This window comes from Hominilimicola fabiformis, assembly GCF_020687385.1.
Taxonomy (GTDB): domain Bacteria; phylum Bacillota; class Clostridia; order UBA1381; family UBA1381; genus Hominilimicola; species Hominilimicola fabiformis.
In genome coordinates this window covers 16,372-36,379 of sequence record NZ_JAJEQM010000001.1, presented here as the reverse complement: position 1 = coordinate 36,379, position 20,008 = coordinate 16,372, and the positions used below count along the sequence as shown (strand labels likewise).

General features: G+C 39.6%; 8 protein-coding genes. All 8 read right to left on the bottom strand.

Annotated elements, in window-relative coordinates:
* Position 1 precedes the first annotated feature (1 nt).
* Genes LKE05_RS00125 through LKE05_RS00090 form a run of 8 tightly spaced genes read right to left on the bottom strand, consistent with a single transcriptional unit; the run spans position 2 to position 20,008 of the window.
* Positions 2-1,369 (bottom strand): GH1 family beta-glucosidase, encoded by a 1,368-nt coding sequence (locus tag LKE05_RS00125; RefSeq protein WP_308455611.1) that lies wholly within the window; start codon positions 1,367-1,369, stop codon positions 2-4.
* A gap of 16 nt (positions 1,370-1,385) precedes the next feature.
* On the bottom strand, positions 1,386-3,308 hold the full coding sequence (locus LKE05_RS00120; RefSeq protein ID WP_308455610.1) for a glutaminase domain-containing protein: 1,923 nt from the start codon (positions 3,306-3,308) through the stop codon (positions 1,386-1,388).
* 14 nt (positions 3,309-3,322) lie between these two features.
* Positions 3,323-3,958: an SGNH/GDSL hydrolase family protein gene (locus LKE05_RS00115; RefSeq protein ID WP_308455609.1), complete on the bottom strand. Its 636-nt coding sequence runs from the start codon at positions 3,956-3,958 to the stop codon at positions 3,323-3,325.
* Positions 3,959-4,000: 42 nt separating this feature from the next.
* Positions 4,001-5,422 carry a GH39 family glycosyl hydrolase gene (locus tag LKE05_RS00110; RefSeq protein WP_308455608.1) on the bottom strand — a complete coding sequence of 474 codons (1,422 nt, stop codon included), beginning with the start codon at positions 5,420-5,422 and terminating at the stop codon, positions 4,001-4,003.
* A gap of 50 nt (positions 5,423-5,472) precedes the next feature.
* Positions 5,473-7,569: a helix-turn-helix domain-containing protein gene (locus LKE05_RS00105; protein WP_308455607.1), complete on the bottom strand. Its 2,097-nt coding sequence runs from the start codon at positions 7,567-7,569 to the stop codon at positions 5,473-5,475.
* A 12-nt stretch (positions 7,570-7,581) separates the two neighbouring features.
* Positions 7,582-11,820, bottom strand: coding sequence for an S-layer homology domain-containing protein (locus LKE05_RS00100; protein WP_308455606.1), 4,239 nt, complete (start codon positions 11,818-11,820; stop codon positions 7,582-7,584).
* Between the two features lie 36 nt (positions 11,821-11,856).
* Positions 11,857-16,476, bottom strand: a complete 4,620-nt coding sequence (locus LKE05_RS00095; RefSeq protein ID WP_308455605.1) for a hypothetical protein — start codon at positions 16,474-16,476, stop codon at positions 11,857-11,859.
* A 22-nt stretch (positions 16,477-16,498) separates the two neighbouring features.
* The gene (locus LKE05_RS00090) at positions 16,499-20,008 is read right to left on the bottom strand and encodes a glycosyl hydrolase (RefSeq protein ID WP_308455604.1); all 3,510 of its coding nucleotides are present in this window, start codon (positions 20,006-20,008) and stop codon (positions 16,499-16,501) included.

Below are 20,008 nucleotides of genomic sequence, written 5' to 3'. Positions count from 1 at the left end.
CTCAATCACATAAACTTTTACCGCCTGTTTCAATCACTTTTGCATACCAGTAACCGCTGTCCTTAATAATACGCTTCTGTGTTTTGTAATCCACATATACAATTCCGAAGCGTGGGTCATAGCCCTCCGCCCACTCAAAATTATCCATAAACGACCACACAAAATATCCTCTTACATCAGCACCTTCGTCAATCGCTTCACCAAGCTTTAATAAGTACCTGTTCAGATAATCAACTCTGTTAGGGTCATGCACCTTACCATCCAGAGAAACCGTATCATGGCAAGCCATTCCGTTTTCGCTCACATAAATCGGCACGTTATATCTTTCATATAAAAGCTTTGCAGTCCACTTTATAGCATCGGGTGTAACAGTCCAGCCAACCTGTGTTTTAGCCGCATCTAATTCAGCCATAACTGCAGTTCCATTTTTATCGGTGGTGATGGGTGCTCCGAAGTACAGATTAAAGCATATAAAATCAACTGTTTCAGCAATGTCTTTTATATCTTTTTCATAATTTTTCGGAAGCAAGCTGTCATATTCACCCTTACCCTCAAGCGGATAATGTCCCTTTATAACAGGGTCAAGCCACCAATTTACATGATTTATCCACGCACGCGGATTTTGGTGCTCAATTTCAAACATTTTATCTGTCGCCGCATTTATATCGGTGATATTGTTCTCATCAAGCGGATAAAAATTATCCATATTAGGTGCAATGCCTACCTGTACATCTTTAGCTCCATATTTTTTTAACGCCCTTGCAGCTTTTCCGTGTGCAACCAACAAATTATGGGCGCACTTTAAATATTCGCGCTGTGACAGCTTTAAACCGGGAGCATGAATACCCTCCGCATATCCAAGACCGATTATGCAGAGAGGTTCGTTGATTGTAATAATCTTTTTCACTCTGTCCGTAAAATTTTCAGCGATTACTTTCGCATATTCCTCAAAATAATCTGCAATTTTAGGATTTAGCCAGCCGCCTCTGTAATGAAGCTCGGCGGGTAAATCCCAATGATACATTGTCATTACAGGTTCTATGCCGTTTTTTATAAGCTCGTCAATAAGATTATTATAAAACTCTATACCCTTATTATTGACCTCGCCTGTACCGTTCGGTAAAATCCGCGTCCATGCGACTGAAAAACGATATGCTTTTATTTCAAGCTTTTTCATAAGTGCAATATCTTCTTTGTAACGGTGATAGTGATCGCACGCTGTATGTCCGTTATCACCGTTTTTTACAGCACCTGTCTTTTCACAGAAAAGATCCCAGATAGAAAGTCCTTTTCCGTTCTTATTCCATGCGCCCTCTATCTGATATGCCGCTGTTGCAGTACCCCATAAAAAATCTTTCGGAAAACTCATTTTATTACCACCTATTCTACATAATATTTATAAACAAAGCACCCAAAACACTTCGATTTTGAAAAACATACTGCCGTCCGCGCTCTGCGCTGTACCAGTCACTTACAGGAGCACGGTCAACGGTTTCATTTATGTAATCATAAATTTTCCTGTATACCGTTTCGGTATATTCGCTGTCCTCGGTCATTACCGTTGTCCACGCCTGCCAATCCGTTTTTGCATAATCGCTTCTGCAATCCAGCGGTACACCATATCTACACATCTTTGCCTTATATGCTTCAACTTCTTTTTTGTATACCTCTTTCGGAAACAATCCAAGATTCAGCAGTTTGTCCCATATTATATTGTATTTTATACTCCATGTATCTTTTCTGTCAAATGCTAGAAGCGTCCCCTTTTCAGCATATGTGTCCTTAACCCACAGTTCTGCATATTTCTTTGCAATATCTGTAAAACGCCTGTCATCAAACAATTTTCCGTATGCTCCTATAGCAATGATTGATTTTATGCTTAGATTACAGTTATGCGGCCACTTCCCTGCAAAATCATCAGTGCATAGTTGGTCGCCGGGGTCATAACCGTTTTCAATGAGATATTCCGCCCATTTTTTCAACAAATCCTCGTTTTCCTCTGCGAAATCATTGTTGCCCAATGTGTTGCACAGAACAGCTGTCATAATCAGTATATTACCACATTCCTCAACAGGCATTTGAGCGTCACTTTCCTTTTCGTAAGCCTGTCCATTAAGGCATGGATAGCAGCCTGCATCGTGAGGAGCAAACTCTTTATCCCAGTTTCCGCTTCTTGCAACCTTAATAATCGGCAGAAGCATTCCCTTTACAAGCTCAGGATTATACTTTAACAGCATAGGCATTGACGGATATGACACATCAAGCGTTGCCGCACAGCCGTTGCTGAAACATTCCTTTGATATAAACAAGATATTTCCGTCTGTGTCACGAACAAGCTTATGAGCCGCAATTACCTGGCGATATATCAATGAAATAATTTTTTCGTATTCTGTACTGACCTTTGATGCTTCTTCACTAAGCTCCTCTGAAAATAAAACGCATTTTTTCTTAATCTCTCTATACTGCGAAACTGCTTTTTTAACCATATTATTAAAGCTGCCGTCAGACTCTTTATAAAAATCATCAAGATGCGTACCAAAATATTCTATGGATTTTATATCGTCGTACGCAATGGCGATTACGCCACTCATTTCCTCCGTGACAACTGCCATAACGACTGCCTCATTAAACGCATTGTAAGTCTTTTTTGTGTCTGCTTCAGACATAACAAAGCGACATTTATAAAGGTCAATTCCGCGTTGTATAAACCGTGCGTCCTTGTGAATTAAATGGAGGTATCCCCAATCTATACAGATATTATCTCCTGTTCGCCCGAGAACTTTCTGTTCAGTATTGCCACAGAAAATGCCAAATTCACTGCTTTTAAGCTCAACCTCCTGTGTCCAGTCGGTAACACAGCACTCCGGCGAAATATCAAAGTAAAATCTTACATCATGCACGTTCTTATCTTTGATTTCCACAGTGTACTCTATGTACGATAATGGTCTTGACAAAATATCAATCTCACGCAGTAAAAGCGGAGTTATAAATTCCAGCTTGACACGCGCAAGCTCATTTTCAAATTCATATGTAGTGATAAGAGGGCTTATATTGATGCTTTTCTGTTCAATAACTTCAAGTCCGCTGAAAACCTGACGTTTACTGCTGTGAAACGTACCCATTAACGAATAATAAGTATTATCAATAATTATACCTGCGTTCATTCGATTTTCACGCCCTGTCCAGTGTCTGGTAGCATCTCCATAAAGTGTGTCTGAAAATGACCATACGCTGAAATACGGATCAACTGTTACAAGAGGAACAGCTGATGCTCTGAAATTTGATTTTTTCTGTTTGGTATTTTGCATAGCCAATCCTCCCATCACTTTATTTCATTAAATGCCTTTATCCATTCTCTTTTAATAAGCTCATGTCCCGGCGCTTTGGGATGAACGCCGTCCGCCGTCCAGAAATCTACGGGTGCATATTTCAGTGCATCATCAAATTTTTTCATCAGCGGCACAAATTTTATGTTGTATTTTTCCGCAGTTCTTTTTGCAGCTTTAGCTATTGCTTCAACCATCGCACGTAATTCCTCATATTTATCCGGCAAAATAAGATACTTTAAAACAAACGGCTCTAAAATCATCAGCTTTATATCCGGCAGTGCCACCTTTACCTCGTCTATAATCAGACTTAAATATTTTTCGTAATTTTCAGGCGATACTCCGTTGCCGGTGTCAATTTCCGCCCATGCGTCATTTACACCCACAAAAATACTCATATAATCGGGTTTTAAATTTATTGCGTCTTTTTTTATTCTCGCCAATATGTCTATACTTCTGTCGCCACCTATACCACGGTTTATAAATGTATATTCACCCGGATTTTCATATCCTAACTGAGCTGACACCAATGTTGCATAACCGCAGCCTGCATAATGGTCTAAATCCCTGACTCTGTACATATCGGTAATTGAGTCTCCCTGAAACAAAATTCTCTTCACGCTAATCACCATAGCCTTTCTAAATTGTTATAAAATATCTTCGTATTCTGATATTTATATATTTATTTCTTTAAAATCTCCGAAAAGTAATGCCATAGGATAGTCCTTTATAGGAATATTATGTATTGCATATTTGCCTTCTCCCTTGCTTTCTAAAATACTTTCAGGCAACTCATAAACCGTTCCGTCCATTAAATCTACTAATCGTATTTTATCCGGTAGCCCTGCTGTATAGAAGGTCACAGTAGATTCAAAATCTGTAGTCATCAAATTGGTACTGTTCCAGTATACAAATGCCGCCGAACCGTTTTCGCACTTAAATCCGCCCTCTACAATAGATGGGTCATCACAGTCAAAGCCAAACAATCTGTCCGACACCTCAGGCCATCGTATAATCGGCAAATCCGCCTTTTGAACATCCTCAGAGAAAATAGCGGAAATTGTTTGCAGTGCGTAATATGACGGTTTTGGCGTATAGTTTCCAACAGAACGTCCCTGTGCGTCAAAATCAGCTCCCAGTACACCGAAATATCCGTAATCAAGATAACTGACTAAATCACCGACTGTGCCGTTGAGTGCTTCAATCATATCCATGCAGGAAAAATACGAAGTAAATTTCACCTCAGTCATTAAGTCTGCCATCAGATGACGCAAAAGCTGTTTTGCCTGCTTATGAGGTGTCCATGCACCTTTTCTCATTGCACCTCTGCCATCGCTTCTCGATTGAGAACCCGATTCGCCTTGGATAATCTCTATATTGGGATTAAATCTATTGCATAATCCACGCAAAGCCTTTACATGGCGGAATACCACCGTTTCATCTATGACATATTCGTGAAAGCTAATCGCATCTATATGCTCTCCCATTCCAACGCTGAATGCGTCATATGCAAAATCTAAAGGTTTTGCCATACATATTGCGCCGCCTATGACCTTTGCACTGCTGTCGCCCTTTTTTAAAGCAACCGATGTATCAACAACAAACTGACCATATTCCTTGCCATTGGGGCCATGCTTCCAACACCATTCGCCGTCAGGCTCGTTCCACACCTCGTAATAAGAAATGCGGCCTTTCATATGAGCGGCAAGAGCAGTAATATAATCTGCCCAGCCTTTTTTTGCTTCTTCGCTTTTTACGGGCGGGCAACCGACTGCGCCAAAAACCTTTGCCGCATCATCATCATAAAGTCCGTTGCCGTAAGCTAAATTTATCCATGGAACAAGTCCGCGTTCAAGCAAATTGTCTACAATACTATCTAACCATTCAAAATCATAAACGCCCTTTTCCTGTTCGGTTCTTTCCCAACCGCTTTGAATACGAACCCACTTTGCTCCAATCATCGCAAGCTTGTCATAAGCTTTTTCAGGGTTAAACACTTTTCTGTCCAACTTTTCAAACCCGATACCAATACGAGAATTTTTAATTTCTGATGCCTTTCTTGGCTTTATCTTTCCTATCTTAATAAGTCTTTCCATAATTATTACCTCTCTTAATAATTAATTACATTTTAACAAAGAAATACAATCTACATACTCCTGTCGATATTATTCTTCCATTGCTTTGGCGAAACCCCTGTGTGCTTCTTAAAGAATTTGTAAAATGTATCGTAGTTAATAAATCCACATTCCTGAACCACTACTTTCATATTGCTGTCAGGTTGTGTAATTAATCGTTTAGCAAGCTCTATTCTGCACCCCTCCACATATTCTTGAAATGTTTTACCTGTGGTAGACTTTATAATCTTGCCTATTGTCTTACCGGACACACCGAATTTGTTTTCCATAGACGTCATACAAAAATCAGGTTCATTAAAATGCTCGTTCATCCAAGATATAATTTCCTGTATGCGTCCGTTTTCTTGATTTTCATGCAAAGAAATCAAGGAGCATATATTCTCAACATCATCCGCAATAGAAAATGCTAAATCATTGATTTTCTTTTTGCTATCATACCGTGTAAGCTCTCCTCTGTAATTCACTTTTTCAGCCGCATCCTCCAAAATACCCAGCTGGCGGTAAAACATTTTTCGTATCGGATCTACACTGTTATAACCGTTAATCATAACCTGATACCAAAGCTTATATACTGCCTGATTTGCCTCAAAAGCATTACCTTGTATTAAATTATTATACAGACTGTCATACAAATACTTTCTGTCGTTTTTAATACTGTTATTACTGTCGCTGTTTTCAAACAAAAACACACCGCTGTAATCAATAAAACGATAATTGTTTTTAATATATTGATAGGCATCGTAAAATTCTGAAACATCATTACATGGAATACTTATCAAAATTGAAGTCTGAACATCATATACTTTCAGTATATCCACAACTTCGGCAAGAGTTTCACGCAAGGCGTCAATATCCATCTCCTTAGAATAGTTAAAAAATACAATACATTCTCCCTCCTGAGGTGATAGTATTCTTTGTGATTTTACACCGTACTTTTCCATACACAGATTTAAAATACGGATATTTATTCTCTCTCCGAAAAACGCCGCAAAGAAAAACGGGTTGCCAAAATCAGAGTATTTGCTTCGTATAAATTCGCATTCGTTTTCGTCCAGCCGTTTGAAAAACAAGAAATTCAGCATATCTCTGTAATATTGTTGATTTTCAAGATTAATCTGCTTCATTGTATCAGATATATATTCAATATCCTTATCAGAAATGCTGTTATCACCTGTTAAGTTTGCCATAAGTTTTACCATTTGTTTTATAGGCTTGTTCTTCCAGTAACTCAAAGCCAATTCCAGACAAATTATAAAAATAATCATGGTTGCCAGATATATAATCAAAAAGTTTCTGAACGTTCTCATATTCTTGTCAAAATATTGCTCCGAAACATCCATTGTTACTTTCAGATTGATATTTTTACAGCCGTCAACAATTTGATGGGATTCCCGATTTTGTTCATTTCCATCTGCAAAGATAATTTCATCGTTAAATGCCACATATTCAAAAATCTCTTGATAATTACTCAAATTCATATCTTCAAACAAATCGGCTATACTATATATCCATACAAGAACAGCCTCCGGCTGATTGATGCTTGGACTAAGTGAAAGACTTACAACCAAAGACGGCTGTTTTTCGCCGTCTATATATAAATCTTCTACATACCTTGCATCAAATTCTGACTTTTTCTCAAACAAGCTATTGCGAAATTGATTCCAGTCCATTCCTTCCATTATGATATGCTCATTAAATATTGATTCCATATTATCATATTGATATTTGTCTGAAACCACGCAGTTATTGCTTCGGAAAAAAATATAGGCATCGGAAGCAAGCACGAATGTTTTTGTCTGAGCTTTAAAATAATTAGCAAAATCTTTAAAAATAATATACTGACGCACCTCTTCAAACGAGCGAAGATTTTTCATACGAATAAAATTAGTATCATTTTGCATCTCAAGACGAATATTCTGAAGCACTTCAATTTCCATATCCAAACGGCTCATTCCTCTATTAACAGCAGCTTGACTATCTTTAAGGACTTGGTCTTTTAATGTGTTGTATGAAATGGCATATAGAGGTCCCACTAAAACTAAAATGGAAATAAATAGAATACAGTATATCAGTACATGACTTTTCTTTTTATTACCTCTAAATTTCATTTCATCTTCTCCTTACTTATAAATAAACAGAGCGCTAAGATAACCTTGACGTGTATGCACAAACACTCTCGTTGTATTTTCTATATTATGGCAGTTCTCCCACGAAACCACTTCATCAAGACCCGCCATATATACCCGACTGCCCTGACGTCGTTCAGGGTCATAGACTACATACCTTGTTGAAGCAGTGGCATTTGAATTGAATTGCCAGGTATCTTCTGCCTCATCCGGCTTTCTTCCCGTGCTTATAACAGAGTTTAATCCGTCAGTATATGGCGCATTGTAAAGACTGTTAACATATCCGAAAGTATATCTCAGATTTGCGGACGGCACAGTGTTCGAGGTGTATTCGTCAGCAGTACCTGTCATATTCCAGAGTACGGTATTCTCGCTTTGGTCATAAATCTTTTCATAAACTCCAATGTACCCTGCCGAATTTGTCGCATAACGAATTAAATCGCCTTCTTCAATATCGTCCTTGTATACACCCTCATCAAAGTAAGCAGTAATCTCCGCACCCTTTTGCAGTCCATGCAGAGTCATCACTAACTCTCCTTCATCATCGCCTATCCACTGCTCGTATACATCCGTTACCATAGTAATTTCGGTTGAATTGCTTAAGGTTGCGTTGTCATTGCTGGACATAAGCACAAGATTTGCAAACGGCGTCGAATCATCATAACGGTATAATCCCAAAATACTTTTTTTATTGTTATTATTCCACCATGTAACATTTGAAAATTGCTGCACACCAAAAAGCTTTTCGTCCGGATCTTCAATATCATTAGGCGGAACTCTCATATAATAAGTCTTTGTTGACATCACATATTTTCGTTCAAAGCTTTTCATAGTAAAAAGCCATGAATAAGAACCGGCGGGCAATAATTCTTCAAGAGTATTATCTCTTTCTCTTTCCTGTCCTGCGGGCGATGATAAATCCAATTCTTTTATTTCGCCATCACTGTTTTTTCTGTAAAAAACAGGCTGTCTGACCAAAGCACCATCTTGACCCGAGCAAAGAATTTGTTTAACATAATCTTTCGTCCGTCGTTCTCCGTCCAGAACTACGTGGTCAGCAAGAACAAGATTCTCATGCTGACGCTGAACATTATATATTTTTACATAGATATTATCTTCGTGGTCTTTTCTTGCGTCTACAAGTCTATAAATATATCCCAAAATGCGGTCGCTCTGCCTTTGCTTTCCTACTGACGCAATTCTTCCTGCAATATCTAAAACAAAAGACGTCTGTTCGCCTGTAACAATTTTATCTTTGTAATAATGAGCAACCTGATATTGTTCACCGTCAATCGTTACCCATCTGTCATCTGTATTGCCTGCCACTTTCTCCACCTTACCGCTTACGGTTTGACTGCATTGCCAACCTCTGATATATGAGCCGTCAAAAGATTTTGAAACGCAGAGAATATCACCCGCGAGCAACATATTCTCATTTACTTCCTTGCCGTAGGGATAGCTTTTAAAGAATATCCATTTATCTGAATCCTTATTAAAGTCAAGTTCTTCCTCAGAACCATCCTCTATTCTTTCAGCATATACCTTTTTTCTTGATACGTCAATACCCGTTACGCGAACGGTATCATAAGTTTCAATAATCACTGTATCCACATTTCCGGACGAAATTATCGTAACAGAACCTGTATCAATATTAAACGCACTGTCATAATCAGTTTCTAACACCATACCGTTATAAATAATCGCAGTATCTCGTCCGATTTTTATCTTTGCAGTTTTTCGTCCATTATAATAGAAAAGCGTAAAATCAGAATATTTTTCAATATTCTCCGCATCAATTCTCACTACTGATGTTTTATCATCTGTGCGATAAAAAACAATACTACGCTCGTCATTTTCTTCAGTATAATAAACAATCAAATGATAGCCCAAAAGTTCATGAAGTGCTTCATCATTACAAATATAGTTTACACCATCTATACCGATTTTTTCTATATCATTAGTCCGTGTACCCGAAATTTCAGTAAAGCAGTTAGCGGTTACACGTCCCTTTATATATTCAATATCATAAATATCCTTCAAAAGAGTGCTTTTCGTTTCGCCGTAATTATGTCTGTATTCTGTATGAAGTGTATTGTACATCATAACAACGCAGTCGCCAAATGTTGCCGTATCAAAATTAGATATTCCCTTTAACATATTAAGCTGTACTGCCGTCGAAAGATAATTATTGTCTAAGCTTTCCGCAAGTGCATTTATATCTGCGCTTCTGAAGCTTCTTATAAGCATTTCCGACATTTCCCTTACTGTCAGAGTGTCATTCGGACGAAATTTACCGTTTTCGTCCGGTTTGACAATTCCCATTGATTTAAGTCCCGACAATGCTATGCTTAAATCATTATCCTCCGACACATCTATAAATTCATTTGTGCCGTTGCCTGTAATATTATCCGACTTCAGCATACGTGCAAGATATATAGCAAATTCACCGCGCGAAACAGTCTGATTGACCTTGCCCTGATAAGAAATATCCTCGCTGAATATTCCCAGTTTTTTCATAAGTTCAAATGCAAAATCATCTGCTTCTTTTTCTGTAACGCTTGTATCGGACGGCGATGAAACCGAAACATATTCGGTTTCATTCGTCCAGCCCTCATAAAGCATTTTTGCTGCTTCTGCACGTGTTATTGTCCCAAGCGGTCTGAAGGAGCCATCCTCATATCCGCTTATAATTCCCATTTGCCTTAAAATCTTAACTGATTTTAACGCATAGTCTGAAATATCAGCCTCGTCAGTAAATAATTCCGCATCCGCATTATATTTATCAGTAAGCTTCATAGCACGGCTTATAAGTGCGGCAGCGTCCTGTCTTGAAACAGACATTCCTACACCAAAAGTATATTCGCTTATTCCCTTTACAATACCACCTTGGAATGCCGTCTGCAAATAAGGGTAATACCATTCATCACTTACTACATCATTAAATGTCATATTCTCCTGATGCGCAGATGATATATCAAAGGTCAGAACCAGCATTTTAACAAATTCCTCACGTGTGATATTATCCTCAGGTCTGAAATAACCTAAGCCGTCTCCGCTCACGATACCTTCGGAAAACAGTTTGTTGACTGCACTTTCTGCCCACTCAAAGCTCTCCATATCTTTAAAGCTATCAACGGTTTCATCTTTTATATCTGTCTTATTTCCATAATTTGTAGAATCCGTCTTTGGAACAGGGGTTCCGCCGCCCAATACTGTTACAGGGACTTTTCCTACGCCGGAACTGCCGGAATTACCGCCTTTTTCGCTTACACTACTGTTTTGTGCTTTAGTTATTGCTTCGCTCAGCTCGTTAAAATTATGATATGTACTATATGCCACCTTTCGGCACACTTCTGCGGTAAGTTGATTTGTGTTATATCCGGGACGCAGCGATGATATTACTGTTTTTACATCGCCCGCACCTGTAGGATTTTTTGTTACCGACAGAATAAGTGCGTCTGCAACTGCCAAGTCAAAGCTGTCCAAAGAATTGAACGGTGCAAGTCCGCATAAAAATTGCGCCAGTTGCGACTTTGCAGTATCTGTTACATAATCTGCCGATAAAACCTTTTTCATAGGATTCTCGTTCATTGGCTTTATCATAGCCGAATAATCCATCAGATTAGTTATTTTGCCGTCTGATACGGTTGCGGCAACTGCCGCACGCTGATAAGCACTTACACAAGATAATTTGTCATTTGTATCAAACGGTGCGGCGGCAGTAAGAAGCCTTGCAATAACTGCAGAATTTACAGTACCGTCAAACGGTGATACAAATTGCAGTTTAACACGGTTTTGCTTTATATATTCCTCAACGTCATTTACTCCCGAAACCGCCGCTTGGTTTAAACCTTCAATGGCTGTTCTGTTGTCATCTTGTTCTGCGTAAGGACGGATAACATCAATCAGTTTCTCGCCTTTTTGATATACCCGAATACGATATTCTCCGGTAGGACAATCCTTCAGATTTATCTGCAGTGAAAATTCTCCGTCTTTATTTGGCTTTATCTGGTTTGTATAAACTACTGCTCCGTCTTTAACATTATCAGCATCTTGTATTGTAAAATTATTGTCGAGGACAGAAACGGAAACATCAGCCGTTCCGCTCGGTGCAGTTCCTGTAACTGTGAGCCGCGCATCTGCATCGAACATTCCCGCCTCTGCCGCCGCATATACCGAAACAGGTAAAAGCATACAGAGTAATACGGTAAATAAAAAACTGATTCTTTTCATTGAATTATCCTCCTACCTAATGCTTTATGCACAATATTATTGATTTTTCCTGCTGCCGTAAGTGCAATAAGGATTCATTTTCTCAAAACCATCCCATATAAACACTCTCTGTTCTGCCCACTCTGTCGGTGCGCTGTGCGCTTCACTCATAGAAATATTTTCTGTTTTACCTGCGCCTACAGTAAACTTCTCATATTTCACAGCACTTACTATATCTTCCTCACTGTTATAATAAGCGCTTATTATATAAACATTTGTCGCTGTTTCTGATGTATTGGTTATTATGGTGCTTGCCTTACCGTCTGAATCAATAACAGGAACGGCTGACTGTACGATGCCTTCTCCCGTTGTAAGCTGTGCAGAGGTATCGCCATATGTCACGGTATAAACCGTATTTGGTGAAAGCGTTGCGCCGTCACCAGTAAAGTCAAAGCGGTAAATGCCGTCCTCACCCAATACTGCCGTCAGACTATAATTCTTTTCCGCGTTTGTAATAGTCGGCAATGCTTCAATCTTGGTATTTTTAGTAAATATCAATTCCATTTTAGCTAATGCAGGCGACACAATTCCATTTTCTGCCTGCATCTGATCACCTTCGCTGTCTAAAAGTCTTGTCTTTTTCAGACCGCCAGGATTTGCTCCTGCCTTAAATACTGTTGTATCAATTTTCTTTCCGACCAAGGTCTGGATTTTCGATATGTCAGAAAGCTCAATAACAAATATTTCACCGCTTTTGCGTTCGGGTAATCTGCTCAATACAAATGCGTTGCCTGTGTTGTTAATGTCAAAGCCTGAAACGTTTTCTCCGTTTAACAAAAGTGGGTCAGTTGCTATATTATACTTTTTAATCCTAAAATCAGATGATACCACAGTATTAAGCATTTTTATTTCCTTTACAATAGACGGAGCATCCTCTGAAAATTGGAGCGTGTTTTCCAAATTTATCTGTGCCGTAACTGCATTATCCTCAATTGTTATCTCATCGCCGGCTTTCACTCCGTCCACGGTGGTAATATGGAAATTGTCAAATACCAATCCATTCGGGAAACGTCTGCCTGCCATCGTCAGCGTCCATTCCTTTGCAAGCTCCTCCTCAGTTATGTCAACGGTTACGGAAGCGAGCTTTGCTTCATCTGAGAGTGTGTAATAAACAGGCTTCTCATTTATATATTGTGTTGCCGTAATCTTATTACCTTCTTTTTCCAAAAGCAGTTGAAATTTAACGGTTGTGTCTGCAACAAGAGTATTGTTTTCCCAGCCTGTTAAGTATGCACTTCTGCCCCATGCAGTCGGCGCTGTTTTATACGCCGCTTTAATTCCGCCGTGTTCAATTATTGAAAGCTGCGAAATTTCCGTACTTCCTATCCTAAGAGTTGGTATAAGTATATTTGATTTAGCACCATCTCCAAGCCATGTAAGATTTGACTGTGGTGTTACATCGTAGGATAAAAGCAATGCGCCTTTTGAAAAATCAAGAGGTTCTGTACCTTTAATCGAGAAATTAGATGTTCCCGAGTTTTCCGGTATGTACTCATTCACATATTTTAATGCCGGATTTCCGCTTATTTCAGTTTTTGTAAAGGAAATTCCCATTCCCGGTTGCGAAAATCCATTTGGTAATGTGCTTCCGTCATAGTTGTCAAAGCCTTCGTACCAGTAAAACGCATTAGGGTCATAGCCGTCTGTTCTGACAGTTTGCGAGAAGTCGCCGAGCGTTATGGTGTAATCCGTAAGCTCGCTTAACTCGTCAATATTTATTGTCCAGACATTAGGCTCATCAGTCGACTGCTCGCCCGTAAAGCTTTTGCCGTCCTCGCCTGTCATTTTAACCTTATCTGCGGTTAAATCCACATATTTGGAAGTAATGAATTTTATCGTTTTTGTACTCGCAGGAAGTCTGTCCCTTGAATCAAGCGTAAGAGTTTTTCCGTCACCGTCGAGTATTATAGTTTCCCTTGCGGCAATCGTTCCTTCACCCAATGCCGCACGACGAATACAGCTATACATATTCTGAGGCTCATCACCCGCAAAACTCGTTACAGCCGACGGAGATTTCAGCTTTAATATATAAAATTCTCTGTCATTTGCAATATCAAGTCCGCTTATGGTCATTCCACTGTTACCCTTTCCACTGACTTTTGATGCGGCAGCCGTTCCTGCTTTAAGTAACAAAGGATTATCCGCACTGTATTTTGTAAGTGTATAATAATCGTTATCACCCGTCAAATTCTGATTTAAAGGAATGGCATTTGACGCAACCACATAGCTTGACGGACTATTCTCAGGTGCATAACTTGCATTATCGGTAAAGATGATATTTGCCTTTGTATCACCAGGCGAAATATAGCTGACACCGTCTATATTCATTGTACCCTCACTTCGCAGTGTTATATTATCAATTTTTACAGAGCCGCCTTTTGTCGGTACTGCAAAGCGCATAAACATATCGCCGCTTAAAAGCGAATTCATTGTCGTTTTATCAACAGCCTGATACTTGTATTCTATTGGTGTTGACGTATCTTTAAGAGTCATAGGTTCACCGTTTAAGTATTGCTTTACTGTCAAAACCTGATTTTCTTCATCATATACAAGTGCTGTTTGTATGTGATATGTAGTCCCCTCAGTTGCTATTTTATTTGAAGCCGTAAAGCTCAAATCAGCTGCTTTTGTGGCATAATCAGTCGCTAAATCTGCCTTCTTTGTGTAGCCGCAAATTCTTCCTGTGTTTTGTATTCTGATAATTCCGAGCATATCCGTATCCGCATCTTCACTGCTTCTTAACACAAGATAAAACGGTGAGGTTAAATTATTCATTGTTACATCAAAAGACAAAATCATTGGTCCTTTTGAAAAATCGAATTTAGGCAGTGGTTTTGTGACAGATTTATTATTGTCAATAATTGCAAACGCACTGTTTGTAGCTGTAATGTTAAGAGAATAATCGCCTTCATCAGCGTTTGCACGCGTTAAATCTGCATTAACTTTTCTTACCGACTTCGCCTTACTCATATCCTCAGGCAGAGCGTTAAAATTTTGGTTCCAATAATAACCGTACTCCGTTCCCTGTCCTCCGCTTGTAACCGCCGCATCTTCGCTCGGCGGTTCCTTGCCTGTTGTCGTTATAGTCTGTGAAAAATCGCCTAAGGTAACGGTATATTCAGTACCCTCGGTTAAATCTTCAGTTATATTTATTGTCCATACATTCGGTTCTGTTTCCGACTGCTCACCCGTAAAGTTTTTGCCGTCCGTGCCTGTCATTTTTACATTTTCCGCACTAAGATAACCATCGCTGAGCTGCGGTGCGGTTATAAAGCGTATAGCCTTCGCATTTGTGGGTAGCTTGCCGTCAGCGTCAAGCGTAATTGTATTGCCGCTTCCGTCGAGTATTTCAGTTTCTCTTGCAACAATCGTTTTACTCCCCATAGCTGCACGGCACAAGCATATGTACGGACTGCTTACAGCCTCGCCCGCAAGATTTGTAATAAGTGAATTATCCTTTAGCTTTAAAATATAAAATTCATTGTTGCTAGTAATATCCAGTCCACTTACGTTCATTCCGTTATTGCTCTTCCAGCCGACCTTTGATTTAGCAGGAGTTCCTGCTTTTAAAAGCAGAGGATTGTCTACCGCATCATATTTTGTAAGCGTATAATACTCATTGTCGTCTGAAAGCTCAGTCTGTGACGCCGTAATTTTATTTATTGCCCTTGGATAACCTGACGGCTTGCAATCGGGGTCATATTTCGCCGTGTCCGTATATTCTATACTTGCGACTTGAGTATTTGCTCCTATCCAGCCTACAAGCGGCAAATCCGTCTTACCCTCACTGCGAACAGTCAGATTGTCTATAACGCATTCAGAGTTTTTTACCGGAGCATTAAAACGCCAGTACAGCTTACTGTTCATCATATTTTGCATCTTTGTTTTATCTTCGTCTGTAAACTTATATTCCAACAATTCGTTGGTTTTTACATTCATTAAAGGTTCACCGTCAAGATAATATTTAGCCGTCATTATACCATTGCTGTCATTGTATGAAATAGAAATCTGAATTTGATATTTTTTATTTAGATCATACGTTTTTCCTGTTGAAACCATTGCGCTGTTAGGGTCGGATTTTGTTCCGGCAACTTCGTCAACCTTCGTGTTTGCACCAACAAGGTTATAGTCATAGCCATACACGGTGCCATCTTTAAATCTTACACCGTGAAACAAATCATTATCACCCGCATTTGGATTTGTTGTACCCTCTGCGCTGCTTCTTATAGCAAAATAAAAGTTTCCGTCAGTCAAAACCATAAAATCATACGATAATACCATTGAACCCTTTGAAAAATCAAATTGGGGCATTTTCTGTGTAACAGCTCCATTCATTTCGTCAATAGGCATAACTCCATTTCCTGATGATGTAAATTTTATGGCATAATCGCTCGTTTCCTCATTTACAGTATAGCGTCCCACTGTTCCGCCCCACCATCTTGCAAAACCGCCTGACTTCTGAGTTCCCTCAGGTAAATCGTTAAAATCCTGACACCAGTAGTAGTTGTAGTCTGTTTCAGTTCCTCCGCTTTGAACTGCCGCAGCCGAGGCAACAGTACCGAATATCAGACAAAAAGCCGTTAAAGCCGATGTCAATTTCAAAAAAGTCTTTTTCATTTTCTCTCTCCTCTCTTTTTTTCTATTCCCTTATATACAATCTCTTGAACTTAGTGCTGTCCTTTGTTCCGACAATACCCTCGCCGTAGGTCATATAGCCCACACGTCCGACGCCGTCGTTTTCATTGATTACCATAGAGAATTTCAGTTCCGTTCCCGGCTGAATTTCCTGCAATTCGGGCATTAATGACTTCCAAGGCACACGCAGCTCATAATATGTATGCAGTCCCTCTCGTACTATAGCAAGCTCGCTGTCGGATATACTTGTATAATCTCCATCACCTGTAAAGGTTGTTTTATGTCGGTATATCGTAGGCTTATCGTCTAAAAGGCACATTGCAAATTCCTCAAACTCACTCTTTGCAAGCTTGTCCTCAGGGTCATATACAAGTGCAAGCTGAATACTGTCCATACTCCAGCAGTTTACAGGCGTGCAGCCACTTGCAAAATGAATATTATCCGTTACATCTGCATAAAAATATAAATTATCCTTATCCCATTTAACCGCAGCCTGACAGCTTAAATCATCAGGACCTGCATATGTGCTTCCCAGCGATAATAAGCTCTTAAACTGGTCATTTCTGTTAAGCGTCATAAAACCATCCGTCCATTCATTACCCTTGCCGTCTATAACAATAGGACTGATTGCCTTCTGTGCAGCAGCAAAATTATAGTTTTTGCTGATATAAGAGCCAAGTCCGCTTTCCTCGTCTACAACAAACGCAGTTTCAACCTGTGTTTCGTCCGCAGTTAATCCTACAGGCAAACGCAACTTTAATTCTTTTGTTTCATTTGGAAGCAAGGTAACCTTGGTATCGGGTACTTTTTTATGCCATTCATTTGGAGAAATCAGCGTAAGTCGTCCTTTTACTATATCATTTCCGGTATTTGTAATGCTGCATCGCATTTCCCAGCCATCTGAAACCGCAGTAAGAGCAGATTCAAGCTGAACAGGTTCCTGATAGGTTAAATAAATATATCCGTTATACCATACCTTGTTTTCTCCCGTAATCAGCAGACGAACTCTCTCTGTTCCGGACACCGCTTTGCCTGCGGAAATTGTAAGCTTCCCTTCTTGGGAATTTATAGTTCCTGACCCTTTTATCCTAACTTCACTGCCTTCTAAAGCATCGGCAGAAACAGTCACAGGCTTACCACTGTAATTTTTGATTTTTATATCTGCGTCCTTTCCATAAGTTACCGGTATAGCGATCTGTTCGGGATAAACGCCACCCTCAGTACATTCAAATGATGTAAAGTCTCCTTCAATATACTGTACGCGTTTGTTAAGGTCAAAACTGTAAACACCTTTTACCCCACTTATCTCTTCAGCATTTCCATAAGAGTCATAAAGCGTTAGTTTGTCTGTTCCCAGCTTCAGCGTTGCGAGCTGTCCATTCTCCCGATTGGAGTACATTACCCCAAACTGCTTTCCTGTTTTCTTATTCTTGAAGCGCAGAATAATACTCGTGTCATTTAATTTGATTTCATCTATATATTCTGAATCAGCATACATATGGTTCATTTGACTTACCATGAGGTACGCAGGCTTTGCACCGTACGGAACCATATACGGAAGCGGATACGTCAGTCTGTCTCGCATAATTCCGAAATTGCTTTCTCTGTCTGCACGAATGTTTGTGTTCTTATCAAGCAAACAATAGTGATAATATCTGTCAACAATTCCCGTTGATAAAATCAACGGATATGCCTGCGCAATGTATGCGCCCTGCTCTAAATAAGAATTTACGTCCTCGTAGTTGGAGGAATATCCATATTCTGTTATCCAAAGTAGTTTGTCCTCCAATCCATACTTTTTCATCAGTTCTTTTATTTTAACCAAATTTCTGTCTCGAACAGAATAAGTTAAAGGGTCGCCATCCCATTGATAAGGATGAATGGATAAAATATCCATATCCTTCCCTATTCCTGTATCCAGCACTTCGCTAATCCACTCTATCGGTGCACCGGAAGTATTTAATCCGATAACAGGAATATTAGGGTTGACGTCTCTGATTGCCGCCTTAGATACCTCGTACAGCTTGGCATAATCTGATGCGGGACGATTTGAGAGATTAAAGCTATGATTAGGTCCAAGATTATATTCATTCCATATCTCAAACTGGTCAGCCGTATCGCCGAACATATCCGCTACCATACGGCAATAATCTGCCCAGCGGCAAAGTCCTTCTTTTGTATATGGAGGTGTACGCTCTGTTTCAGAAAAAGCATACTGAGCACCCATCCATGAGGCAGAATGAATATTTATATCAATTTCCATTCCGTTATTTTTAAACGCTCTGAAAAGCGACTTAAACGCCATAGGTATTCCCACTCCCGTTGGCTCATAATTATTCGCACTTCGGCGAAAATTATTATAATACAGCATCATTCGCACATTGCGTATCCCAATTTTCCGCGTCAGCTCTACAATGCGTTCATCTTCCGGATTTGTAAGTGCAATTTGAATACCCATATGCTTATTCACAAAATCATCGCTTTCATGCCGTACATAGGAAAATTCAGTTCCGCAATGGCTGTAAAGCTTTTTCTCTGTATCACGTGCCTCAATATCTACGCGGTAAATCCCGTATTTATCAACTTTGAATTTATGTGTAACCTTCTGTTTATCAAGTGGCTCAACACTGACTGTATCCTCTGCCGTATCAATGAGCGTACCGTATTCATCGCGTATCGTCCATTCAATATCAAGGTCATATCCACCGTCCGCCTGAGAGTGAACAGGATATATTGTATTATCAATATTCGCGCTAAGCTCTATTTCCTCGCCCTGAAAAAATATATTACCTATATGCTTTTCCGTATCAGCAGTAATATTTATACGGCTTACGGTATCTAAACGGTATAGTCTGATTGCTGAAATCGTAACCTCTCCGCCTCTTGAATATCCCATAGATTTACTATAAATCCCTACACGGAAATCGTATCCGTCCAACTCATTCGCAAACCTCGGATTTGGCAAAAACCACTGATAATTACGCCAAACCTTGGTATCGTTAAAAATTATATACTCACGCTCTCCTGCGTTAACCGAGGCATTAAGCGGTGTGTTTGCGCTCATTTCCCCTGCTTCTTGTCGGATAATCGGCTGGTACTTCATACTGTCATACTCAATTGTCAGACTTGAACGTCCTTCATCATAGTATTCAACAGCCACAGCATAGCTTTGACCGTCCGTAACCGAGTGCGCAATAGAATCATCGATATCCACATTGATATATCGTGCATTATTGCCCTTATTCGGCGTAATAACCCAACCTTGCTTTCCTAGATAATTCTTAACTGTAATCTCTGACGAATCATCGCCTATTTCCGCCGTCATACCAACTAGTTCAGGCTTGTCGCCGAATATAGCATGAGCAACCTCAATGCCGCCCTCTATACCCTGCTGCCAACCCTGATTTAAGGAAGATGTGGGAGAATAGTCATTCTCATGAGCCATGCACAGATTGTTTGTACAAAACACAAACAGAATAGCCGTGGTCAAAAACAGTATTCCTATTCTTCTCAT

Bases quoted from the DNA above. Each gene is read 5' to 3' on its own strand.
- LKE05_RS00115 (WP_308455609.1), bottom strand. From the start codon at position 3,958: ATGGTGATTAGCGTGAAGAGAATTTTGTTTCAGGGAGACTCAATTACC.
- LKE05_RS00105 (WP_308455607.1), bottom strand. From the start codon at position 7,569: ATGAAATTTAGAGGTAATAAAAAGAAAAGTCATGTACTGATATACTGT.
- LKE05_RS00100 (WP_308455606.1), bottom strand. From the start codon at position 11,820: ATGAAAAGAATCAGTTTTTTATTTACCGTATTACTCTGTATGCTTTTA.
- LKE05_RS00095 (WP_308455605.1), bottom strand. From the start codon at position 16,476: ATGAAAAAGACTTTTTTGAAATTGACATCGGCTTTAACGGCTTTTTGT.
- LKE05_RS00125 (WP_308455611.1), bottom strand. From the start codon at position 1,369: ATGAGTTTTCCGAAAGATTTTTTATGGGGTACTGCAACAGCGGCATAT.
- LKE05_RS00120 (WP_308455610.1), bottom strand. From the start codon at position 3,308: ATGCAAAATACCAAACAGAAAAAATCAAATTTCAGAGCATCAGCTGTT.
- LKE05_RS00090 (WP_308455604.1), bottom strand. From the start codon at position 20,008: ATGAGAAGAATAGGAATACTGTTTTTGACCACGGCTATTCTGTTTGTG.
- LKE05_RS00110 (WP_308455608.1), bottom strand. From the start codon at position 5,422: ATGGAAAGACTTATTAAGATAGGAAAGATAAAGCCAAGAAAGGCATCA.